20 protein-coding genes are annotated in these 20237 nt (G+C 46.1%); 13 read left to right on the top strand and 7 right to left on the bottom strand.

Annotated elements, in window-relative coordinates; all coding sequences use genetic code 11:
* Positions 1-183: 183 nt before the first annotated feature.
* The 5 genes from ABDW33_RS20850 (at position 184) to ABDW33_RS20830 (ending at position 2758) form a co-directional block, all read left to right on the top strand.
* Positions 184-555, top strand: a complete 372-nt coding sequence (locus tag ABDW33_RS20850) for a helix-turn-helix domain-containing protein (protein WP_343692033.1) — start codon at positions 184-186, stop codon at positions 553-555.
* 10 nt (positions 556-565) lie between these two features.
* Positions 566-1519 (top strand): aldose 1-epimerase, encoded by a 954-nt coding sequence (locus ABDW33_RS20845; RefSeq protein ID WP_343692032.1) that lies wholly within the window; start codon positions 566-568, stop codon positions 1517-1519.
* Positions 1520-1589: 70 nt separating this feature from the next.
* Positions 1590-1775 carry a CsbD family protein gene (locus ABDW33_RS20840; RefSeq protein WP_072359918.1) on the top strand — a complete coding sequence of 62 codons (186 nt, stop codon included), beginning with the start codon at positions 1590-1592 and terminating at the stop codon, positions 1773-1775.
* A gap of 2 nt (positions 1776-1777) precedes the next feature.
* On the top strand, positions 1778-1927 hold the full coding sequence (locus tag ABDW33_RS20835) for a lmo0937 family membrane protein (protein WP_116851712.1): 150 nt from the start codon (positions 1778-1780) through the stop codon (positions 1925-1927).
* 117 nt (positions 1928-2044) lie between these two features.
* Positions 2045-2758: a carboxypeptidase-like regulatory domain-containing protein gene (locus ABDW33_RS20830; RefSeq protein ID WP_343692031.1), complete on the top strand. Its 714-nt coding sequence runs from the start codon at positions 2045-2047 to the stop codon at positions 2756-2758.
* Positions 2759-2893: 135 nt separating this feature from the next.
* Here ABDW33_RS20830 and ABDW33_RS20825 read toward each other — a convergent pair whose 3' ends face one another.
* Positions 2894-3973, bottom strand: coding sequence for a S1C family serine protease (locus tag ABDW33_RS20825; RefSeq protein ID WP_343692030.1), 1080 nt, complete (start codon positions 3971-3973; stop codon positions 2894-2896).
* Between the two features lie 36 nt (positions 3974-4009).
* Complete coding sequence (locus ABDW33_RS20820; protein WP_343692029.1) at positions 4010-4579, bottom strand: sigma-70 family RNA polymerase sigma factor; 570 nt, start codon at positions 4577-4579, stop codon at positions 4010-4012.
* A 206-nt stretch (positions 4580-4785) separates the two neighbouring features.
* On the opposite strand from ABDW33_RS20820, the gene ABDW33_RS20815 reads away from it, so the two are divergent.
* The 8 genes from ABDW33_RS20815 (at position 4786) to ABDW33_RS20780 (ending at position 13034) form a co-directional block, all read left to right on the top strand.
* Positions 4786-5016 carry a hypothetical protein gene (locus ABDW33_RS20815; protein WP_343692028.1) on the top strand — a complete coding sequence of 77 codons (231 nt, stop codon included), beginning with the start codon at positions 4786-4788 and terminating at the stop codon, positions 5014-5016.
* 558 nt (positions 5017-5574) lie between these two features.
* Positions 5575-6396 carry a prephenate dehydratase gene (locus ABDW33_RS20810; protein ID WP_343692027.1) on the top strand — a complete coding sequence of 274 codons (822 nt, stop codon included), beginning with the start codon at positions 5575-5577 and terminating at the stop codon, positions 6394-6396.
* A 22-nt stretch (positions 6397-6418) separates the two neighbouring features.
* Entirely contained in the window at positions 6419-7579 is a 1161-nt protein-coding gene (locus ABDW33_RS20805; protein WP_343692026.1) for an aminotransferase class I/II-fold pyridoxal phosphate-dependent enzyme, read from the top strand.
* Positions 7580-7591: 12 nt separating this feature from the next.
* Positions 7592-8434 (top strand): prephenate dehydrogenase, encoded by an 843-nt coding sequence (locus ABDW33_RS20800; RefSeq protein WP_343692025.1) that lies wholly within the window; start codon positions 7592-7594, stop codon positions 8432-8434.
* A 110-nt stretch (positions 8435-8544) separates the two neighbouring features.
* Complete coding sequence (locus ABDW33_RS20795; RefSeq protein WP_343692024.1) at positions 8545-9642, top strand: chorismate mutase; 1098 nt, start codon at positions 8545-8547, stop codon at positions 9640-9642.
* Between the two features lie 38 nt (positions 9643-9680).
* Positions 9681-10706, top strand: coding sequence for a 3-dehydroquinate synthase (aroB, locus tag ABDW33_RS20790; RefSeq protein ID WP_343692023.1), 1026 nt, complete (start codon positions 9681-9683; stop codon positions 10704-10706).
* A 16-nt stretch (positions 10707-10722) separates the two neighbouring features.
* Positions 10723-12012, top strand: coding sequence for a 3-phosphoshikimate 1-carboxyvinyltransferase (gene aroA, locus ABDW33_RS20785; protein ID WP_343692022.1), 1290 nt, complete (start codon positions 10723-10725; stop codon positions 12010-12012).
* Between the two features lie 26 nt (positions 12013-12038).
* Positions 12039-13034, top strand: coding sequence for a chorismate synthase (locus tag ABDW33_RS20780; RefSeq protein ID WP_343692021.1), 996 nt, complete (start codon positions 12039-12041; stop codon positions 13032-13034).
* A gap of 168 nt (positions 13035-13202) precedes the next feature.
* Here ABDW33_RS20780 and ABDW33_RS20775 read toward each other — a convergent pair whose 3' ends face one another.
* The 5 genes from ABDW33_RS20775 to gcvP all read right to left on the bottom strand — a co-directional run bounded on the left by ABDW33_RS20775 (position 13203) and on the right by gcvP (position 20075).
* Positions 13203-13919, bottom strand: a complete 717-nt coding sequence (locus ABDW33_RS20775; RefSeq protein WP_343692020.1) for an FKBP-type peptidyl-prolyl cis-trans isomerase — start codon at positions 13917-13919, stop codon at positions 13203-13205.
* Positions 13920-13986: 67 nt separating this feature from the next.
* Entirely contained in the window at positions 13987-15879 is a 1893-nt protein-coding gene (locus ABDW33_RS20770) for a CocE/NonD family hydrolase (protein WP_343692019.1), read from the bottom strand.
* A 4-nt stretch (positions 15880-15883) separates the two neighbouring features.
* Positions 15884-16237: an MmcQ/YjbR family DNA-binding protein gene (locus tag ABDW33_RS20765; protein WP_343692018.1), complete on the bottom strand. Its 354-nt coding sequence runs from the start codon at positions 16235-16237 to the stop codon at positions 15884-15886.
* A gap of 262 nt (positions 16238-16499) precedes the next feature.
* A complete protein-coding gene (locus tag ABDW33_RS20760) occupies positions 16500-17018 on the bottom strand; it encodes a hypothetical protein (protein ID WP_343692017.1) in 519 nt (172 codons plus the stop codon).
* A 186-nt stretch (positions 17019-17204) separates the two neighbouring features.
* Positions 17205-20075, bottom strand: coding sequence for an aminomethyl-transferring glycine dehydrogenase (gcvP, locus tag ABDW33_RS20755; RefSeq protein ID WP_343692016.1), 2871 nt, complete (start codon positions 20073-20075; stop codon positions 17205-17207).
* Between the last annotated feature and the right edge of the window lie 162 nt (positions 20076-20237).

The following is a 20237-nucleotide window of genomic DNA, read 5'->3' as shown; positions in this document are numbered from 1 at the left end:
TTGATTTAAAAAGTAGTGTATCCTGTGCATATGTTATGAAAAGACACAGTAGAAAAAGCAAGGTTATGTGCATTCTTTTTAGCATATCTCTATCAGTTTTAATTGCCCGCAAAGTTTGTGTAACTTGGTAGTGTACACAAGTAGTCACGGAATTGTAGGATACTTACCAAAAAGTAGGTGCATATGAAAAAGAATGAAACGAGTAACGCCATCAACCGCGATACACTGAACCGCACCTGTATGCTGCACAATGTGTTGCACATGATAGAAGGAAGATGGAAGCCGGCCTTGCTCATGAAAATACAGGAAGGTGTGACCCGCTTTGGGAAGCTGAAAACTTCCCTGCCAGGTATCTCTGAAAAGATGCTGGCACAGCAGCTGAAAGAGTTGGAGCAGGATCAGCTGATCAGCAAAACTATTTATCCGGAAGTTCCACCCCGCACCACTTATGCGCTTACGGATCGTGGAGCAGAGTTACATCACTTTTTACAACTCATGTGCGACTGGGGGATGCAACACCTGGTCGACAACGAAACTATTGCAAACGCAAACTGATAAACACATTATGTTTTCCATTCAGTCATTTCATCAGGCAGGCTTTGACATCATCGCACTCATTGATGGTGATACGGGTACACGGGTAGAGATCATTCCTGCCCACAGCGCGTTGCTGCATGCATTTAAAATACCACATGGAGAAGGTTTTCTGAACATCATTGATAGTTATGAAAGTCTGGACGACTATAAGGTCAACCTGCCTGAATATTATAAAGGCGCAAAGCTGAGTCCTTTTGCCTGCCGTATTCCTGCCGGTACCTATCGCTGGGAAGAGCGGGATTACACAATTGGAAAAACACGCTCCGCCACTGGCAGCGCCATTCATGGTCTGCTCTACGATGTACCGTTCGGGATAGTGAGTCAGGAAGCGAATGAAAAAGGAGCAATGCTGACATTGCGCCATACTTATGTAGGGGATGATGCGGGATACCCGTTTCCTTACGAATGTGAAGTCAGGTATCACTTGGAACCCGGACAGCAGCTACGGATCTCAACATTTATCCTGAACAATGCAGACACCCCGATTCCTGTGATGGATGGCTGGCATCCTTATTTCAGTACAGGTACGCCTGTCGATGAGCTGGAGTTGCAATTTGCATCGGAACAAATAGTAGAATTTAATGCGCAACTGGTGCCAACCGGCAATATGTTGCCGTACGATCGTTTCCTGGAAGCCCGAAGTCTGGCAGGTATACCGCTGGACAATAGTTTCCTGCTGGATTTTAGCAGGCATAGTGCACTGGCTACGCTGCGTGACCCGCACAAGCGGATATTGATCCATTTTTACCCCGAGCCCTGTTACCCGATCTTACAGCTTTATATCCCTCCACACCGCCACAGTATTGCGATAGAGCACCTGACGGGGGCGCCGAATGCCTTTAACAATGGCATGGGGCTGGTGACCCTGGCACCGGGCGAGGAAAAGGTATTTAGCACGGCCATCACAGCCGTAGCGTATTAATAACTGGCACACCCTCTGGCATAGTCTTTGGATTTTGTAAAGCATTGTTTCACCCAAAAAAGTTAATGTTATGGATACTTTACAAATAAAAGGTGCCTGGAACGAGATCAAGGGCAAGATTAAGCAACAGTATGCAGATCTGACGGATGATGATTTGCTGTATGAAGAAGGGCAGGAAGATCGCCTGATTGGTAAAATTCAGCAGAAGCTGGGCAAGAGCAGGGAAGAAGTTATTAAAATGCTTAAATCTGTTTAACAATGGGAAGTCTGTTATATATCATTGCAGTTATACTTATTATCGGTTGGTTGTTAGGCTTCTTTGTGTATTCCGCAGGTGGGTTAATTCACATCCTGTTGGTGATAGCTATAATAGCCATTCTTTTACAGGTGATAAGAGGTGCCAGTTGAGTTATCTTGCTTTACTGTAGCAAAATAATCATGCGAAATCCTCCTGGCGACGGGGGGATTTTTTGTTTTTTTTAAGGAACTTTTTAAGGAACTTGGTGGAATAAACAGAATAGATATATGAAACGATTGCCCTTATTGCTCCTGCTGGTATTATGCAGTTTACTTGCAGAAAAGAGCCAGGCGCAGGTTACCCTGACAGGCACGATTGTAGACAAGGAGAATGGATTGGTGTTGCCATATGCAAGTATTACTAACAAGAGCACCGGGCGGAGGTCCTATTCTGATAAGGGCGGTTTTTATAAGATCTCTGCGAAGAAGGGCGATATAGTGGTGTTTGGGTTCCTGGGGTACAATCCGGACAGCCTGGTAGTGAGTGCGGAGAATGGGATAGAGACGAGGGAAGTTCATCTGGTGGTAGAGAGCAGGCAGTTGCATGGGGTAGAGGTGACGACGAAATTTACACCGTACCAGTTGGACTCTATCAACAGGCGTGATCAGTTTGGGTATATCCTGGATAATCCGAATAAGCCATTGGCAGGTGGCAGTACGCCGGTAGGGGCGGGGATTGTGTTTAGTCCGTTTACCAGGTATTCAAGAAAAGAGAAACAGAAACGTGAGTTTAAGAAGATATACGCGAAAGCAGAGAAAGAGAAATATATTGATTCCAGGTACACCCCGTTATTCGTGAGCAGGGTAACTACATTGAAAGGGGATAGTCTCCGGTTGTTCATGAAGGAAAATTATCCGGACTACGATACGCTGCGGATGATGCCGACGGAAGACCTGATGTACTGGATTACGGACAGGTACAAGGCCTGGAAGAAAAAGTAGCAGATTGATTTTTTGCCGGAGCGTTGATGGGCTGTGGCCTGTTAAAAAGTACCTGAAGTTATTAAAATAAAGAACGGCCACCCTGAATCCAGAGTGGCCGTTTTGGTTGCAGAGGCCAATAGAAAAAATATTTTATCAGTTGTATACTTTAACCATATATACGAAATCTTCCAGTTTCCTGATCTGCTCTACGCGGGGCAGATTTTCCAGTCGATTTTTGTGATTCCATTTACCCATTTTCTCTTTCGGCATTTCTTCCAGCAGGCGTTTCAGCTGGGCTGATTTTACGGCGAAGGCAATTCCGTCGGCGGTCGTTTGTTTGCCTGTTACGATACCTACTACATCACCTTTCGCGTCCATGAGCGGAGCTCCGCTGTTACCCGGGTTGACAGGGATGGATACCTGGTAAGCGGCAGAGTCGCCATTGAAGCCGGTCTGTGCGCTGATATATCCTTCTCCATACACAATCTCATCACGTGGGTAACCCAGTGTAAAGACTTTCTCGCCACGCAGGGCTTTCTGGAATTTTACGGAATAGGGAATAGGCTGGCTTCTGAAAGTGCTGTCTGTGATCTTTAAAATTGCCAGATCACTTGAAATGTCTTCGAACACGCTGGTTGCTTTGTAAGCTTCACCTTTTGTATTCTGGATGTAGATGGAATCGGCACCTGCTACTACATGGTAGTTGGTCACCACATATCCGTTGTCGGTAATGGCAAACCCTGTACCTCCGTAAGTACCGGGGTTGGCAGGTACTTTCCTCTTATTATTAATATCGTTGATGAGGGCGTTTTGAGAGCGCTGGATATTGTTCAGTACTCTTCTTACATCCTCATATTGTGCAGTTGTTTTCTGTCTGTTTGCCTTCTGGATGAGGGCGATGGTGGTAAGTGAGGTAACGAGCGCGATACATGCAGCGGCGGCAACGTTTGTCAGCAGCCTTCTGCGGAAGGAGATGACCCTGGCTGGTGCCGGAGCAGCTGCATCACGCAGCATATCCATATCGAGGGAAGCATGGATATGGTCCATTTTTTCCTGTAGCGCCAATCTGCGGCCGTAACTTTCCAGCTGTGCCGTGATATGCTGATGGGCTTTCAACTGCTCATTTACTATCGGGTCGGTCTGACACAGCGCTTCGAATGCAGCTTTTTCCTGCATATTCATATCGCCTTCCAGATAGCGTTCAATGTCACGTATTAAATTTGTATCATTCATCGCCTGTAAACCACTTTGCGGGTCCGGTGGTGGCCCCTATAATTTATATTTATCAAAAAAGAGTTTCTTTAATCGCATCAGGCACTTGTACTTCTGATTCTTTGCATTTTCAGCATTGGTGTACCCGAATTTCTCTGCTATATCTGCCATAGAGAGTTTCCTGATATAATAATCTTCCAGGATGGTTTTGCAGGGCTCTCCCATGTTACCCATAGATTCTTCCATAATGCGGAACTGTTCGTCCTTTTTATCATGGTCTTCCATGTGGTTGTCTGCGGGTAGTACTTCTTCCAGTTCTTCCGGCAGAGAGAGCTGCCAGCTGCCTGACTGGAGCTTTTTGAGCCAGAGATGGCGGCAGATAGCATATAAATAGGTTTTGAGCTTACTGTAGAGATCGAATTCACTTGTCTGTGCTTTCTCATACAGTACGATCATCGCCTCCTGGAAAAGATCTTTTGCATCATCCTCAGAACCTTTGTGCTGTATTACCATCCTGAGTACGGCTGGAAAGTTTTCCACGTAGATGGTAGACAGCGCTTTATCGTCATTCCGGGCAAGTCCCAGTAATAATTCCCGATCCCTTTCTATGTTCAGATTATGCTTCACTTATTAATACTATTATATCGCTTTGGTAACCCAAAGTAGGGCAAAAAAAAATAAACTTATAAAAGATATAATTAAAAACCTTGACTACAGGGCATTTTGCCGAAAAAAGAGATTTTTTTAAAAAAATTCTGAAAAAGCTGGGTTACCTTTCTTTGAACCTGGTATAAAGAAGAAACAATATTTCAAAAAACCTAAAAAATAAAAAAATGAAGAACGCACTGAAAATTGGTTTCTTAGCTCTGGCACTGGGTGTATTTGTAACTGCATGTGGCGGTGGCGCTAGCGAAGCTGCTCAGGATTCAACTGCTGCAACTACTCAGGCTATCGATTCAGTAGCAAACGCTGCTAACGATTCAATCGCTGCTAAAGCTGATACTGCAAAGGCTGCTGTTGATTCAGTTGCTGCTGCTGCAAAAGATACTGCTGCTAAGCACTAATCTTTCTCTGGTAAAGCAAATAAAGGCTTTTTATATACCGCTCTCCAACCGGGGAGCGGTTTTTTTTTATCTATAGGGGGCAGAAGTGTATCATTTTTGAATAAATTGTTGATTTTCTGTTCGTTTTTTGAAAAGAATATAATTTTTTACAAAAGTGCTTGGACAATTCAAATCCTGACGTATTTTTGTTGGGCAATTCACGCAAGTATGATACAGCAAACAACCTTTGGTTACTTTTATGGTTTCTACTTTTTCTGGTACCAGAATTAGGGAGGTCGTTTGTAGTACTTAAAACATAAAAAGAAACTAACAAAGAGGCCTCCTGATCAGGGAGGCCTTCTTTTTTTCTAATAACTGGTCTATGTTACATCGTTTCAGTCTTTACTTCTTTTACTTTTTTTACTTTTTCTTTTACGTCGTAAAGGCCGGGACTCTTTTGTAAAAAATGCACTAAACATATAACTGCACTTAAAAGGGTCCCGGCTCAACCGGGGCCCTTTTTCATTTTATCCGGTAGTTGTTGTAGCAACTATCAAATACAAACAAATCACATTTAAGATGCACATCGCAATTCAGGGATTCGAAGGGTGTTTTCACCAAATAGCGGCACAAGGATACTATGGAAAGGATATTACGATCGAATGTTGTGCTTCATTCGCAGAATTGATCAGGAAAGTAAAAACGCAGGTAGCTGATGCTGGCGTGATGGCCATCGAAAACTCGATAGCCGGAAGTATTCTTCCAAACTACACGCTGCTGAAGAATTCAAACCTGCACGTAGTAGGAGAGATCTACCTCCACATCAAGCAGCACCTGATGGCATTGCCGGGTACTGCCCTGGAGGATGTAAGGGAAGTACATTCCCATCATATGGCGCTCCTGCAGTGCACTGACTTCCTGGATAAGTATCCGCAAATGAAGCTGGTGGAAACTGAAGATACCGCCCTGAGTGCAAAACATGTGGCTACAAAGAAGCTGAAAACAACAGCAGCCATTGCGGGTAAGCTGGCCGCTGAGATCTATGGACTGGATATTATTGCACCGAACATCCATACTATCAAGAACAACTATACCCGCTTTCTGGTTATCTCTCCAAATGGTGTAGAACCTGCGGAAGACTCCAACAAGGCATCTGTATACTTCCAGACGTCACACGAATCTGGTACACTGGCAAAAGTACTGACACAGGTAGCAAATGTAGGTATCAACCTGAGCAAACTGCAGTCTTTCCCTATGCCAACCAAGGAATGGAATTACTATTTCCACGCCGATTTCGAATTCGAAGACCTGGCAACTTTCCAGAAAGGTATTAGTAAGATCACACCACTGACCGAACATCTGAAGGTGCTGGGCATCTACAAAAAAGGCAAAACATTATAATTCTATTTCTCAATCATTCGATATGAACTTACAGGTAGCAAAAAGGTTGCAACAAACAGAAGAATACTACTTCTCCAAAAAGCTGAGAGAAATAGATGAAATGAACAGGGCTGGTGCCAAAGTGATCAACCTTGGTATTGGTAGTCCTGATCTGCCCCCGCATCCTTCTGTGATCGAGGCACTGACTGAAAATGCTCATCGCCCCGATACGCATGCCTATCAAGGCTACAAAGGTATTCCTGCATTGCGCCAGGCAATGGCCGGCTGGTATCAGCGCTATTACAGCGTGACCCTGGATCCTGAAAAAGAAGTGCTGCCACTGATCGGTTCCAAAGAAGGTATCATGCACATCTGCATGACCTACCTGCAGGAAGGGGATGAAGCCCTGGTGCCTAACCCGGGTTATCCTACCTATCGTTCTGCAGTGAATCTGAGCGGTGCTACTGTAAGAGACTATGATCTGGAAGAAAAGAACGGATGGTTGCCTGACCTCGATGCACTGGCTAAAACAGACCTGAGCAAGGTAAAGCTGATGTGGGTGAACTATCCGCATATGCCCACCGGCGCGCGTTTTAACACGGCCTTCGCAGAGAAGCTGGTCAAATTTGCCAGCGATCATAATATTCTCATCTGCCATGATAATCCTTACAGCTTTATCCTGAATGCACAGCCACAAAGCCTGTTGCAGACACCAGGTGCGAAGGAAGTGGTATTAGAACTGAACTCACTCAGCAAATCATCTAACATGGCCGGATGGCGCGTAGGTATGCTGGTGGGTAAGCAGGAATGGATTAACGAGGTTTTACGCTTCAAGAGTAATATGGATTCGGGTATGTTCCAGCCATTGCAAATGGCAGCTGTGAAAGCACTGGAACTGGGTCCTGAGTGGTATGCACAGCTGAATGAAATCTACACAGGGCGCCGCCGGAAAGTATTTGAACTGCTGGAATTGCTGGACTGTACTTTCGATCGTGACCAGGTAGGTATGTTCGTATGGGCCAAGATACCGGCCACTGCAAAAGATGGTTTTACCGTAACGGATGAGATCCTTCAGAAAGCACAGGTATTTATCACACCGGGCGGAATCTTTGGTAGTAACGGTAACGGGTATATAAGAGTGAGCCTTTGTAAAGATGAGAAAGTGTTTGACGAAGTGTTACAAAGGATCAGGGCAATTAAATAAACAGACAAACGTATGATCGTAACGATAGTAGGTACTGGTTTAATTGGTGGATCACTGGCCATCAGCCTGAGATCAAAGGGTGTCGCCACCCATATCATTGGTGTAGACCAGCATGAAGATAATCTTAAAAAGGCCCTGGAGCTCGGCATCATCGATGAGGGAGCCACCCTGGAAGCAGCCATGCAGCGTGCTGCCCTGGTTATACTGGCGATACCGGTAGATGGCCTGCTGAAAGTGCTGCCTTCTATTCTTGATAACGCGGGTCCACAACAGGTGATTATGGATGTGGGTTCTACAAAAGAAAAGATATTAACACTCGTAGCCGGTCATCCTCACAGAGGTCGCTTTGTAGCCGCCCACCCGATGGCCGGCACGGAGTATTCCGGCCCCGAAGCAGCCATACCGAACCTTTTCACCAACAAAACGATGGTGCTGTGCGATGTGAAAAACAGCGATGAAGATGCAGTGGAAATAGTGGAGGATATGGTAGACAAACTGCAGATGCGTCTCGTATATATGAATGCGGAAGAGCATGATCTGCATACGGCCTATGTATCGCACATTTCTCATATCACCTCCTTTGCCCTGGCGCTGACAGTACTGCAAAAGGAAAAAGAACACGGGCGCATTTTTGAACTTGCCAGTGGTGGTTTTGAATCTACGGTACGCCTGGCCAAGAGCTCCCCGGATATGTGGGTGCCGATCTTTAAGCATAATCGCCATAACGTGCTGGATGTACTGGATGAACATATTCATCAGCTGCAACAGATGAAGGACCTGCTGGAAAATGAAGATTATGACGCTTTTTATAAACTGATCCAGAAATCAAACAAGATCAGGAAGATTTTAAAATAAGTAATCAATCGTTCGTGGGCTATAGTCGATGGCTCATAGCAACAAACCAATAATCAAATCAAAACACTATGGACTATCGACTATAGTCTGTGGACTAAAAAACTACAACGATGGTATTAGCAAACGTACTCTCCAACACAAAATTCTCTGATCCGGGCTCAGACAAGAAGCCGTTGATCATCTCCGGCCCTTGCAGTGCAGAAACTGAAGAGCAGGTACTTGAAACCGCACAGCGCCTGGCTAAGACCGGGAAAGTAGATGTACTGCGTGCAGGTATCTGGAAACCACGTACCCGTCCGGGTTCTTTTGAAGGTATTGGTGTACAGGGGCTGCCATGGTTACAGAAAGCGAAAGCGCTGACTGGCTTGCCGGTAGCTGTAGAAGTAGCGACCAAACAGCAGGTAGAAGAAGCACTGGCACATGATGTAGATATCCTGTGGATTGGTGCACGTACCACTGTAAACCCTTTCTCTGTACAGGAAGTAGCGGATGCACTGAAAGGTGTGGATACAACTGTACTGATCAAGAACCCGATCAACCCTGACCTGGAACTGTGGGTAGGTGCTGTAGAGCGTGTGCGTAATGCGGGTATCACCAAGATTGGTCTGATTCACCGTGGTTTCTCCAGCTATGGCAATACTGAATACCGTAATGCGCCGATGTGGCACCTGCCCATCGAAATGAAGCGTCGTATGCCAGAGCTGCCTATCGTGTGCGATCCAAGCCACATTGGTGGTCGTCGTGACATTCTGCAGGAAATTGGTCAGGAAGCTATCGACCTGGATTACGATGGTCTGATGCTGGAGTCTCACATCGATCCGGACAAAGCGTGGAGCGATGCGAAACAACAGGTGACTCCTGAAAGACTGGCAGAAATTTTGGATGGTATCAAATGGCGCCATGAACGTACAGATGTAAAAGAATTCAACTCTGCACTCGATAAACTGCGTGGTCAGATCAACCAGATCGATGATGAAATCCTGCTGTTGCTCGGTAACCGTATGAAGATTGCTGAGAAGATCGGTCTTTACAAGAAAGAGAACAACGTGACCATTCTGCAGACGAACCGCTGGAATGAGATCCTGGAGCGTGGTATTGCTAAAGGTGATAAACTGGGTCTGACCAAAGATTTCATCCTGAAATACTTCGATGCAGTTCACCTGGAGTCAATCAACAGGCAGAACAGAGTAATGAACGAAGGCAAATAGTGGCGTCCTGAATTATCAGGCACAACCATAAATTATATATGAGAACATTATCTTACCAGTTCCAGCATAGTGCTACCAAATATTACCTGGGAGAAAGCCTCTACCAGCTGGGCAATTACGCCGATCCATCCCGTACCGTGCTGGTAGTGGATGAGAATGTGGATAAACACCACGGAATGAAATTGCAGGGTTGGAGAAAGCTGGTGATTCCGGATGGAGAAGAGAATAAAAGTGAGGAAGTACTCGAACAGATCATTGACGGGCTCATAGAGCTGGAAGCTGACCGCAAGACTATGCTCATTGGTATAGGCGGTGGCATGACCACGGATTTAACCGGTTATGCCGCCAGCATATATATGCGTGGGATGCCGGTAGGTTTTGTGCCTACCACCTTGCTCGCACAGGTAGATGCCTCTATTGGTGGCAAGAATGGTATCAACCATGGTAAACATAAGAACATGCTGGGCACTACAAGGCAGCCTGAGTTTATCCTGTTTGACTACACATTGCCACTGACCATGCCTGACGAAGAGTGGCATAACGGTTTTGCGGAGATCATCAAGTATGCCTGCATCCTGGATGCAAGCCTGTTCACCTACCTGGAAGAAAACCGGGAGAAGGCTATGCAGAAGGATGTAGCCGTGCTGGAATACCTGGTAGAACGCTCTGTAGAGCTGAAAACCAAAGTGGTACTGGAAGATGAATTTGAGCAGAGTGTACGTCGCTGGCTCAACTTCGGCCATACCCTGGGACATGCAGTAGAAAAAATAGAGAACATCGCCCACGGAAAAGCTGTAGCTATCGGGATGGTGGCAGCCGCCAAGATCTCGGAGAAGCTCTCTGCTTTGCCAGTGGAACAAACTAACCGGTTGATCAGGTTGATCAATGATTACCAGTTGCCGGTGACCCTGACATCGAACAAAGAAGAGATGTACAACATCTTCAAAATGGATAAGAAAAGGGAAAAGGATGCGATCAATTTTGTGCTGCTGGAACAATTAGGTAGCGCGCATACAAAGGCTGTACCGCTGGCAACGCTGAAGCAGTTGCTGGAGGAGCTATAAACAACCAAACACACACATGCAAGTAACAATATTACCCGGCAGCATCAATGGCACCGTAACAGCCAATCCTTCCAAAAGCGCTATGCAGAGGGCAGTAGCGGCAGCGTTGCTGAGCAATGGAAAAAGCATTATCCGGAATCCGGGGTTAAGCAATGACTGTCTCGCAGCACTGGATGTAGCCAGCAAACTGGGTGCAACTATCAACCGCCAGGAAGATTATATCGAGATCACCAGCCATGGAATACACCCGGTACAATCTGCTGATAACGAAATCAACTGTGGAGAATCCGGGCTGGGTATCCGCATGTTTACCCCAATAGCCTCTCTTTCTGCACTACCTATTACCATCAATGGTCATGGTAGTCTGACCACCCGCCCTATGAACTTCTTCGAAGAAGTCTTACCACAGGTAGGTGTAAAGATCAGCACCCGCGAGGGCAAGCTGCCTTTGCATATTCAGGGCCCATTACAGGCGAAGAATATTACGATCGATGGGTCACTCAGTTCACAGTTTTTAACGGGCTTATTAATGGCCTTTGGTGCTGTAGCAGAGGATGTAACCATTACGGTAAAAGATCTGAAGAGCAAACCATATATCGCCCTTACCCTGCAACTCATGGAGCAGTTTGGTGTACAGGTGAAAGAGGAACGCTTTGAGCAATTCCATTTTGGTAAAAAGCAGGCCTATAAAGCCGGCGAGTATACTGTAGAGGGAGATTGGAGTGGTGCTGCATTCCTGCTGGTGGCGGCAGCAGTAGCTGGCAAGGCAGAAGTACACCATCTCAATACACAATCTGCACAATCTGATAAAGCGATTCTGGAAGCACTGGAGAAGGCAGGTACTGGTCTCATGTCAGGTGTATTCACGGTGAATGTGGAAAAACAGCAGCTGAAAGCCTTTGATTTCGATGCGACCGATTGTCCTGATCTGTTTCCTCCACTGGTAGCTTTAGCGGCTAATTGTGAAGGTACTACGAAGATCCTGGGTGTGAGCAGACTGGCGCACAAGGAAAGTGACCGTGGTAAAACCTTACAGGAGGAATTTGGTAAACTGGGTATCAGCATAGAACTGCATGGAGATGAAATGCTGGTGCATGGTGGTACTGGTATCACCGGTGGTACTGTAAAATCTCACAATGATCACAGGATTGCTATGGCATGTGCAGTAGCTGCACTGACTGCGAGTGGTCCGGTAGTGATTGAAGATGCGGAGGCGATTAACAAATCTTATCCTGAATTTTACGAACATTTGCAGAAGTTAGGTGGTGTTGTAAAAAAGGAAGGAGCCACCAGTCAGGTACATTAACACGACATTGATAAATCAGCATACTAATGAACAGTTTCGGTAGATTATTCCGGGTGAATGTTTTCGGTGAGTCGCATGGCGCTAGTGTAGGCGTGAACATAGACGGTGTACCGGCAGGTATTCCGCTGAAGCAGGAAGATTTCCTGCCAGACCTGGACAGGCGCAAGGCGGGTGCCAAAGGCACCACACCCCGTAAGGAAGATGATCTGCCTTACATTAAATCAGGCGTTTTCAATGACCATACTACTGGTGCGCCGATTACAATTTTGTTTGAAAACAATAACACGCGTAGTACAGACTATGAGAAGCTGCGTGAGTTTCCACGTCCCGGCCATGCGGATTTTGTGGCTACCCATAAGTATGGTGGCTTTGAGGATTACCGTGGCGGTGGTCACTTTAGCGGAAGACTCACACTGAACCTGGTAGCGGCGGGCGTGATCGCCAAGAAGATACTGGGTGATAGCATTCAGGTAAAGGCTACCCTGAAAGAGGTAGCGGGATTACCGGATGCTGAGCAGGGGCTGGAAGCGGCGATTGCTGCGAAGGATTCTGTGGGTGGTATAGTAGAGTGTGTGGTGGAAGGGTTACCAATAGGATTGGGGGAACCGTTTTTTGATTCAGTGGAGTCTACTATTGCACATGCGGTGTTTGCTATTCCGGCTATAAAAGGGATTGAGTTCGGTGCAGGTTTTGCGGCCGCGAAGATGAAGGGAATAGAGCATAATGATGCGATATTGGATGCCAGTGGGAAGACGGCGACGAATAATGCCGGTGGTGTGGTAGGAGGGATCACTAACGGGAATCCGCTGGTGTTCCGTGTGGCAGTGAAACCAACGTCGAGTACCCCGAAGGAGCAGCATACACTGAATATCAGGAGTGGAGAAGTAGAATCGTTTAGTGTGAAGGGGAGACATGATCTGTGTATAGCGCTGCGGGTGCCGGTGGTGTTAGAAGCGGTGGCGGCGATGGCGCTGGCGGATTTGATGATGGTAGAGCAAAGGAGTCCGAGGATCTGGAAATAAGTTTTTTACAAAAAGCCTTCTTAACTAAGAAGGCTTTTTTGTGTGCTCCACGTGGGAATAAAAAATCAATTATTTCTACGAAAGCCTTCATAGACAAGAGATACAAGAGAATGAAAAAGGCCGGTTCACCATGAACCGGCCTTTAAAAAAAGTGATCATTCGGATTTCTTATTTTTCGATATCCAGCAGTTCCACATCAAAAATCAACGCACTGTTCGGGCCGATTTTTGGTCCTGCCTGGCGCTCGCCATAAGCTAAATCGGAAGGTATAAATAATCTCCATTTAGAACCCACCGGCATCAGCTGCAGTGCCTCTGTCCAGCCTTTGATCACGCCACCCACCGGGAAGGAGATTGGCTGACCTCTTTCTACAGAACTATCGAACACGGTACCGTCGATCAAAGTACCATGATAATGTGTTTTTACCTTATCTGCGGCGGTAGGTTTTGGGCCATTACCTTCCTTCAGGATCTGGTATTGTAAACCACTTGGCAGTGTTACCACGCCTGGTTTAGTCTTATTCTCTGCCAGGAATTTTTCACCTGCTTCTTTGTTCTTTTGCATCTTTTCCGCTTTTATCTGTTGGAGATAATTACTGATACTCATATTTGCTACTTCTTTTGCTAGTAATGATGTATCCTTCATTGCATCTTCAATCGCATGTTTCAGCACGTTCAGGTTCACGTTTTCCAAACCCTGTGTTTTCAGGGTATTGCCGATGTCCTGTCCGAGGCCGTAGCTTACAGTATCGATTTTAGTCTGCAATAAAGGGGCCACAGGAACAACAGTTTGTTCCTTGCCTTTGTTCTTTTTAGATTTTTTTTGCGCAAATCCATTCAGGGAAATGACGCCGAGTGCTCCCAGTAGAAGGGCTTTTCTGATCATAAAATAGTAGTTATCAATGGTAATGGACTTACGAAATTTACATATTTGAACGCCCGCAAGTTAAATTTTATTTCAACACCGGCAATTCTATCGCGGATGGATGGCCTGCATCATGGAAAATGCGTATGGTCGCCTTCTTAAAATCCTTGTCTGTAGCGTGATAGATATCTGTAAATACCTGTGGATTACGATCCACCAGTGGGAACCAGCTGCTCTGTACCTGTACCATGATTTTGTGTCCTTTTTTGAACGTATGCGCTACATCAGGGAGGGTAAAGTCTACATTGGCAGGTGCATCTGGAGTGAATGGCACTGGTTTTTCAAAACTTTCCCTGTACTTACCTCTCATGATCTCTCCTCTAACCAGCATTTCATAACCACCCATCGGATAAGTAGAAGAAGGTACTCTGTAGTGTTCGCTCTGTGCCTTGCTTTCGTATTTGAAGTCATAAGGGAACACATCAATCAGTTTTACAATGAAGTCAGCATCTGTTCCGCTGGTGCTCACCACCAGTTTCGCGGTCAGCGGACCAGCGAGGGTAATGTCATCAGTCAGCACTTCTGTTGAAAAGGTAGCTACATCCGGACGGCGTTCAGCAAAACGTTGATCGTCTGTCATGTAATTGATGGTACGGTAGAAATGTATGTCCTGTGTGTAAGGTACTGGTCTGGCCGGATCACTTACATATTCAGAGAAGCTGCCGCCATTCAGTGGTTTGGAGAAGTCCAGTTTCCCATCTGACTGCAGGTAGATAGACTTTTGCTGAACGTTGGCAGGAGGCCACTGCTGGAATTTGCGCCATTCGTTTTCGCCGGTGAAAAATACGGTTGCTTCTGCGATATCAGGGGCTGCCCCTTTACCTTTCAGGTAATAGTTGAAGAAAGGAATTTCGATATTTTGCTGATAATATGCAGAGGTGTTGCTACCGAAATGAACATTTCCCAGATGTGTACCATCGTTGCTACCCCACTGGCCATGGTACCATGGGCCCATTACGATCCTGTTGCTGGCATCAGGGCTCAGCTTCTCAATTGCTTTGTAGGTATTCCATGCACCGAAACAATCTTCCGCATCGAATACGCCACCTACCGTCAGTATTGCCGGCTGGATATTTTTCAGGTATTGTCTTACATCCCGGGCTTTCCACCATGCATCGTAGTCTCCATGATTCATAAGGTCATTCCAGAAAGCGATGCTATCGCCCATCAGTTTGGAGAAATTAGACAACGCCCCTGTTTTGAGATAGAACTCATAATTATCTTCGGTGGTAAAGTATTTAAAACCTTCCGGGCCAACGGTGGTAGGTTTAGGTCTTGGCTGACCGAAACTTGTATAGAAGGAGAATGCATCGGCTATGAAGAATGCGCCATTGTGGTGGAAGTCATCTCCGTGGTACCAGTCAGTAACCGGTGCCTGGGGACTTACAGCTTTCAGGGCAGGGTGACCACTTAAAGCCGCCATGGTGCTATAGAAACCAGGATAGGAAGTACCGAATACGCCCACTTTACCATTGTTGTTGGCAATGTTCTTTACGAGCCAGTCGATAGTATCGTAGGTATCACTGGCCTCATCGATCTCATTTTTTCCTTTTTTAGCCGGATTATAAGGACGAATATCCATAAAGGTACCTTCGCTCATCCAACGACCACGCACGTCCTGTATGACCATTATATACCCCTCGTGCAGATATGCATTGGTATACCTTGCATAGAAAGGTCTGTATTCCTTTTCGCCGTAAGGTGAGCAGGAATAGGGAGTACGTGTCATCAGGAAAGGATGTTTTTCTGCGTTGTCTTTAGGTATGTAAATAGCTGTAAACAGTTTTACACCATCCCGCATAGGAATATATACTTCTTTCTTTGTGTAATGTTCGTACATCCACAGGGAATCTGCATTGATAGCTTTTGCCTTTGATTGAAAGACAATAATCACCACAAGCAGCCATAAGATCCGTTTCATAAGCTTATATATTTTTCAATTCTTCTTTTGCTTTTTTGGGCAGTGAACTTACAACCAGGTCATATGAATCCCTGATCCACTGGTAGATCAGTTTATCAGAAATGCCGGCGTGTATATCGACTGTATTCCAGTGTTTCTTGTTCATATGATACCCCGGAGAGACACCGTCATAGCGCTCCCGCAGCTCTATGGCAATTTCAGGATCGCATTTGAGGTTGATACTTTCGAAGGTATCAAGGTTTGTCAGTGTAAATAGTTTTCCCATCACCTTATATACGAGTGTCTCTTCACCAAATGGAAACTCTTCGGTGACACCGGGCAGGGCGAGGCAAAAATCACGAAACTGTTCAATATTCATAAGGCATTGAATCTAAGTGCGTCCAAAGGTATAAAAAAAGGTAGTGACTCATTTTGCAATTTCTTCCCGGAGCCACGCTGTTATGGATACTTTGATCTCAGGTTCCAGGTATCTGCGGCTGACAGGAATGGCCGGAACCGGCTTAATCATTGAAGAAGGCAGGCTAATAAAAAAAACGGGGCAGACAGTGTACCTGTTGCCCCTGTTATGTTTTGTAAAAATGAAAGCTACATGCAAATGATATGGTTGTTTTTAGGAAGGATCAGGCTTTGCTGATATTGAGAATGACGCGGGAATAACGACCGTATATGATCTCAACTTCCTGCCCTGACCTGTAATCGTCCAGGCGGCCGCGCATCCAGTAGAAGAGTCGTTTCCGCTTTCTTACCCCTTCCTGTTTTACGATAAAGCTGGTCATCAGATCGTTGTTACCCTGGTAAACATGCTCCAGCGGTACTTTGATCTGTCCTTTCTGAAGAAGTGTGAGGTCTTTCTTAATTGTAAAGTACCGTACATCAGTCACTTTGATCAGTGCGAAGATGAGTACAAGAACAAAGGACAGCAGCCATACCCAGAACCAGGTATTCCGGTAACTGAACATTGTTGCGTCGATTTCTTCTTCGGAATACCTTCTTTTGAGGAAGAATTGAGGCACGTAAGCTGCGATGAGCACAATAGTGAGGCCAATCAAAATAAATTTTAGGATTTGCCTTTTGTTCTTTTTCAACGCATCCTGAAGGAGGAAGATCTCCTCGATGGTCATAAAAGAGTAGTCCTGCATAGATATGGTTTTTTCTTATTTCTAATATATTTAAAATTTTTCTAAATATAATTAAGTCTTAATACGATCAGAAAGCGCTTTTAGTATGTATGTGAATAAAAAAGTAGCAGGTTTTTCTCATGTGTAAATAAAAAAACGGCTAAAAGCATTCGCTTTTAGCCGTTTGCGTATAAATTAATTTTTCTCTTAAGCTTCTGCTTCTGCGTAAGCGCTCACCGGCTCGCAGGTACAGATCAGGTTTCTGTCGCCATGTGTATTGTTTACACGGCTTACAGATGGCCAGAACTTATTGAGTCTCACATATTCCAGCGGATAAGCTGCCTGTTGGCGGCCGTAAGGACGGTTCCACTCATCGGTAGTGATAACGAACTGAGTATGAGGAGCATGCTTCAATACGTTGTTTGCCTTGTCGGCTTTGCCTGTTTCAACCGCACTGATTTCTGCGCGGATAGCCAGCAGTGCATCGCAGAAGCGATCCAGTTCTGCTTTATCCTCACTTTCAGTAGGCTCGATCATGATGGTACCTGGTACAGGGAAGCTCATGGTTGGAGCATGGAAACCATAGTCCATCAGGCGTTTTGCCACATCTTCTGCTTCTACACCGGCGGTTACCTTGAATGGTCGGAGGTCCACGATGAATTCGTGTGCACAGGTACCATTACTACCACTGTAAAGGATTTCGAATGATTTTTCCAGACGAGCTTTCATGTAGTTGGCATTGAGGATAGCATTTTCAGATGCTTTCTTCAGGCCTTCTGCTCCTAAAAGACGAATGTATGCGTATGAAATGAGCAGGATACTGGCGGAGCCATAAGGCGCTGCTGATACTGCATTTGACACTTTACCATCATTCAGGCTAACGTGACCGGGCAGGTAAGGAGCAAGGTGTTTGGCCACGCAGATCGGACCCATGCCGGGACCGCCACCACCGTGCGGAATTGCAAACGTTTTGTGCAGGTTCAGGTGACAAACGTCGGCACCGATTAGACCCGGAGCGGTTAAGCCTACCTGTGCGTTCATGTTGGCACCATCCATATATACCTGGCCACCGAATTCGTGAACGGTTGCGCAGATGTCTTTTACGCTTTCTTCATAGATACCGTAAGTGGAAGGGTAGGTGATCATGATACCGGCCAGGTTTTCTGCATATTGTGCAGCTTTTGCCTTCAGGTCGGTTACATCGATATAACCATTTTCCAGTGCTTTTACTACTACCACTTTAAAGCCGGCCATTACTGCAGATGCAGGGTTGGTACCGTGAGCGGAGATAGGGATCAGCATTACATTACGATGTTCTTCATTTCTGCTTTTGTGATAGTCGCGTATCACGAGCAGACCGGCATATTCACCCTGTGCGCCACTGTTTGGCTGCAGGCTGCAGGCATCAAACGCCGTGATCTTACAGAGGTATTCACCCAGTTCATCTACAATCTGCTGGTAGCCACCGGTCTGCGCTTTAGGCGCAAATGGGTGGATCCTGCTCCAGTGAGACCAGCTCAAAGGAATCATTTCTGTTGCAGCGTTCAGCTTCATGGTACAGCTACCCAGAGAGATCATGGAAGTATTGAGAGAAAGGTCTTTATTTTCAAGCATCTTGATATAACGCATCATCTGAGACTCACTGTGATGACTGTTAAATACAGGATGTGTAAGGTATTCGGAAGTACGTACCAGTTCTGCAGGAACGGCAGTAGCAGTCAGGTTGTTACCGTCTGCGGACAGGCTGCCTGCATCGAAGATGGAGAGAATATCATTCACATCCTGGATGGTAGTGGTTTCATCGAGGGAGATGATCACCTTATCAGCACCTGGATAGAAGAAGTTGATACCTTTTCCTGCTGCTTTTGCCTGGATGTCAGTCACTGCTTTTACTGCGACTTCGATAGTATCAAAATAGCTATTGGCTGCGAGTGTATATCCTTTAGCCTGCAGGGCAGCACCCAGCGCTTTGGCGAGGATGGCTACGCGGGTAGCGATATTTTTCAGACCTGCAGGTCCGTGGTATACTGCGTACATTGCTGCCATGTTTGCCAGCAATGCCTGTGCGGTACAGATATTGGAGGTTGCTTTTTCACGTTTGATGTGCTGCTCACGGGTTTGCAGTGCCATACGCAGCGCGCGGTTGCCCTGTGCATCTACACTCACCCCGATAATACGGCCTGGGATAGCGCGTTTGAACTCATCTTTGACAGCGAAGAAAGCGGCGTGTGGACCACCAAAGCCTAATGGTACACCAAAGCGCTGTGCGGACCCTAATGCAGCATCAGCACCCAGTTCACCCGGAGAGGTGAGGATGGTAAGTGCCAGCAGATCGGTAGCCATGGCTACATATGCACCGGCAGTGTGTACTTTCCGGATAAAGGCCTGGTAATCTTCAACAGCACCAAAGCTGTTAGGGTACTGCACCAATGCACCAAAGTAGGTTTCATCGATCGCAGCTGTTTTATAGTCGCCGGTTACTACTTCGATGTTGAGCGGAGTAGCACGGGTGATAATTACATCTTTTGTTTGTGCGAACACATTAACGTCCACAAAGAATTTAGGACGGGCCAGTTTGTCGTGGTCTTTGTTCAGTGCGCTGAAGAACATGCTCATGGCTTCGGCTGCAGCTGTTGCCTCATCCAGCAGGGATGCATTAGCGATTGGGAGACCCGTCAGGTCGCTGACCATTGTCTGGTAGTTCAGTAAACTTTCCAGACGACCCTGGGAGATCTCTGCCTGGTAAGGCGTATACTGGGTATACCACCCTGGATTCTCGAAGATGTTGCGCAGGATCACACTTGGTGTGATGGTGTCGTAGTATCCCTGACCGATGTAGTTCCGGAATACCTCGTTTTTAAGCGATACTTCCTTGAGATGACGGAGATAATCACTTTCACTCATTGCCGCAGGTACTGCCAGCGGGTGGTTCATACGGATTGCACCTGGTACGGTCTTGCTGATTAATGCTTCCAGCGAAGAAACACCGATGGTCTCCAGCATGTGGTTGGTCTCTGTTTCGTTAGGTCCAATGTGCCGACCTACAAACTCATTTTGTTGTATATCAAAAAGATTCATGATGTGAAAGCAGGTATGATAATAAGAATGTGCAAAGGTATTCTGTTTTTTAGCAATAGCCAAACCTGCCGGAGGCTTGTGGAAATTGTGGTGATAATTGGGGATGTATATTTCCGGGAATTGTCACATGATTGTCGTAAGTGGGAGAATATTACCTTTGCA

The sequence above is a fragment of the Chitinophaga sp. genome (assembly GCF_039596155.1).
GTDB lineage: Bacteria > Bacteroidota > Bacteroidia > Chitinophagales > Chitinophagaceae > Chitinophaga.
The sequence above is the reverse complement of the archived record's forward strand: the minus strand, read 5'-3'. Positions and strand labels throughout refer to the sequence as shown.

Coding starts and splice junctions, on each gene's coding strand:
- ABDW33_RS20815 (WP_343692028.1), top strand. CDS start 4,786: ATGAAGAACGCACTGAAAATTGGTTTCTTAGCTCTGGCACTGGGTGTA.
- ABDW33_RS20845 (WP_343692032.1), top strand. CDS start 566: ATGTTTTCCATTCAGTCATTTCATCAGGCAGGCTTTGACATCATCGCA.
- ABDW33_RS20795 (WP_343692024.1), top strand. CDS start 8,545: ATGGTATTAGCAAACGTACTCTCCAACACAAAATTCTCTGATCCGGGC.
- aroB (WP_343692023.1), top strand. CDS start 9,681: ATGAGAACATTATCTTACCAGTTCCAGCATAGTGCTACCAAATATTAC.
- ABDW33_RS20810 (WP_343692027.1), top strand. CDS start 5,575: ATGCACATCGCAATTCAGGGATTCGAAGGGTGTTTTCACCAAATAGCG.
- ABDW33_RS20765 (WP_343692018.1), bottom strand. CDS start 16,237: ATGAATATTGAACAGTTTCGTGATTTTTGCCTCGCCCTGCCCGGTGTC.
- gcvP (WP_343692016.1), bottom strand. CDS start 20,075: ATGAATCTTTTTGATATACAACAAAATGAGTTTGTAGGTCGGCACATT.
- ABDW33_RS20835 (WP_116851712.1), top strand. CDS start 1,778: ATGGGAAGTCTGTTATATATCATTGCAGTTATACTTATTATCGGTTGG.
- ABDW33_RS20780 (WP_343692021.1), top strand. CDS start 12,039: ATGAACAGTTTCGGTAGATTATTCCGGGTGAATGTTTTCGGTGAGTCG.
- ABDW33_RS20840 (WP_072359918.1), top strand. CDS start 1,590: ATGGATACTTTACAAATAAAAGGTGCCTGGAACGAGATCAAGGGCAAG.
- ABDW33_RS20805 (WP_343692026.1), top strand. CDS start 6,419: ATGAACTTACAGGTAGCAAAAAGGTTGCAACAAACAGAAGAATACTAC.
- ABDW33_RS20760 (WP_343692017.1), bottom strand. CDS start 17,018: ATGCAGGACTACTCTTTTATGACCATCGAGGAGATCTTCCTCCTTCAG.
- ABDW33_RS20770 (WP_343692019.1), bottom strand. CDS start 15,879: ATGAAACGGATCTTATGGCTGCTTGTGGTGATTATTGTCTTTCAATCA.
- aroA (WP_343692022.1), top strand. CDS start 10,723: ATGCAAGTAACAATATTACCCGGCAGCATCAATGGCACCGTAACAGCC.
- ABDW33_RS20775 (WP_343692020.1), bottom strand. CDS start 13,919: ATGATCAGAAAAGCCCTTCTACTGGGAGCACTCGGCGTCATTTCCCTG.
- ABDW33_RS20825 (WP_343692030.1), bottom strand. CDS start 3,973: ATGAATGATACAAATTTAATACGTGACATTGAACGCTATCTGGAAGGC.
- ABDW33_RS20850 (WP_343692033.1), top strand. CDS start 184: ATGAAAAAGAATGAAACGAGTAACGCCATCAACCGCGATACACTGAAC.
- ABDW33_RS20800 (WP_343692025.1), top strand. CDS start 7,592: ATGATCGTAACGATAGTAGGTACTGGTTTAATTGGTGGATCACTGGCC.
- ABDW33_RS20830 (WP_343692031.1), top strand. CDS start 2,045: ATGAAACGATTGCCCTTATTGCTCCTGCTGGTATTATGCAGTTTACTT.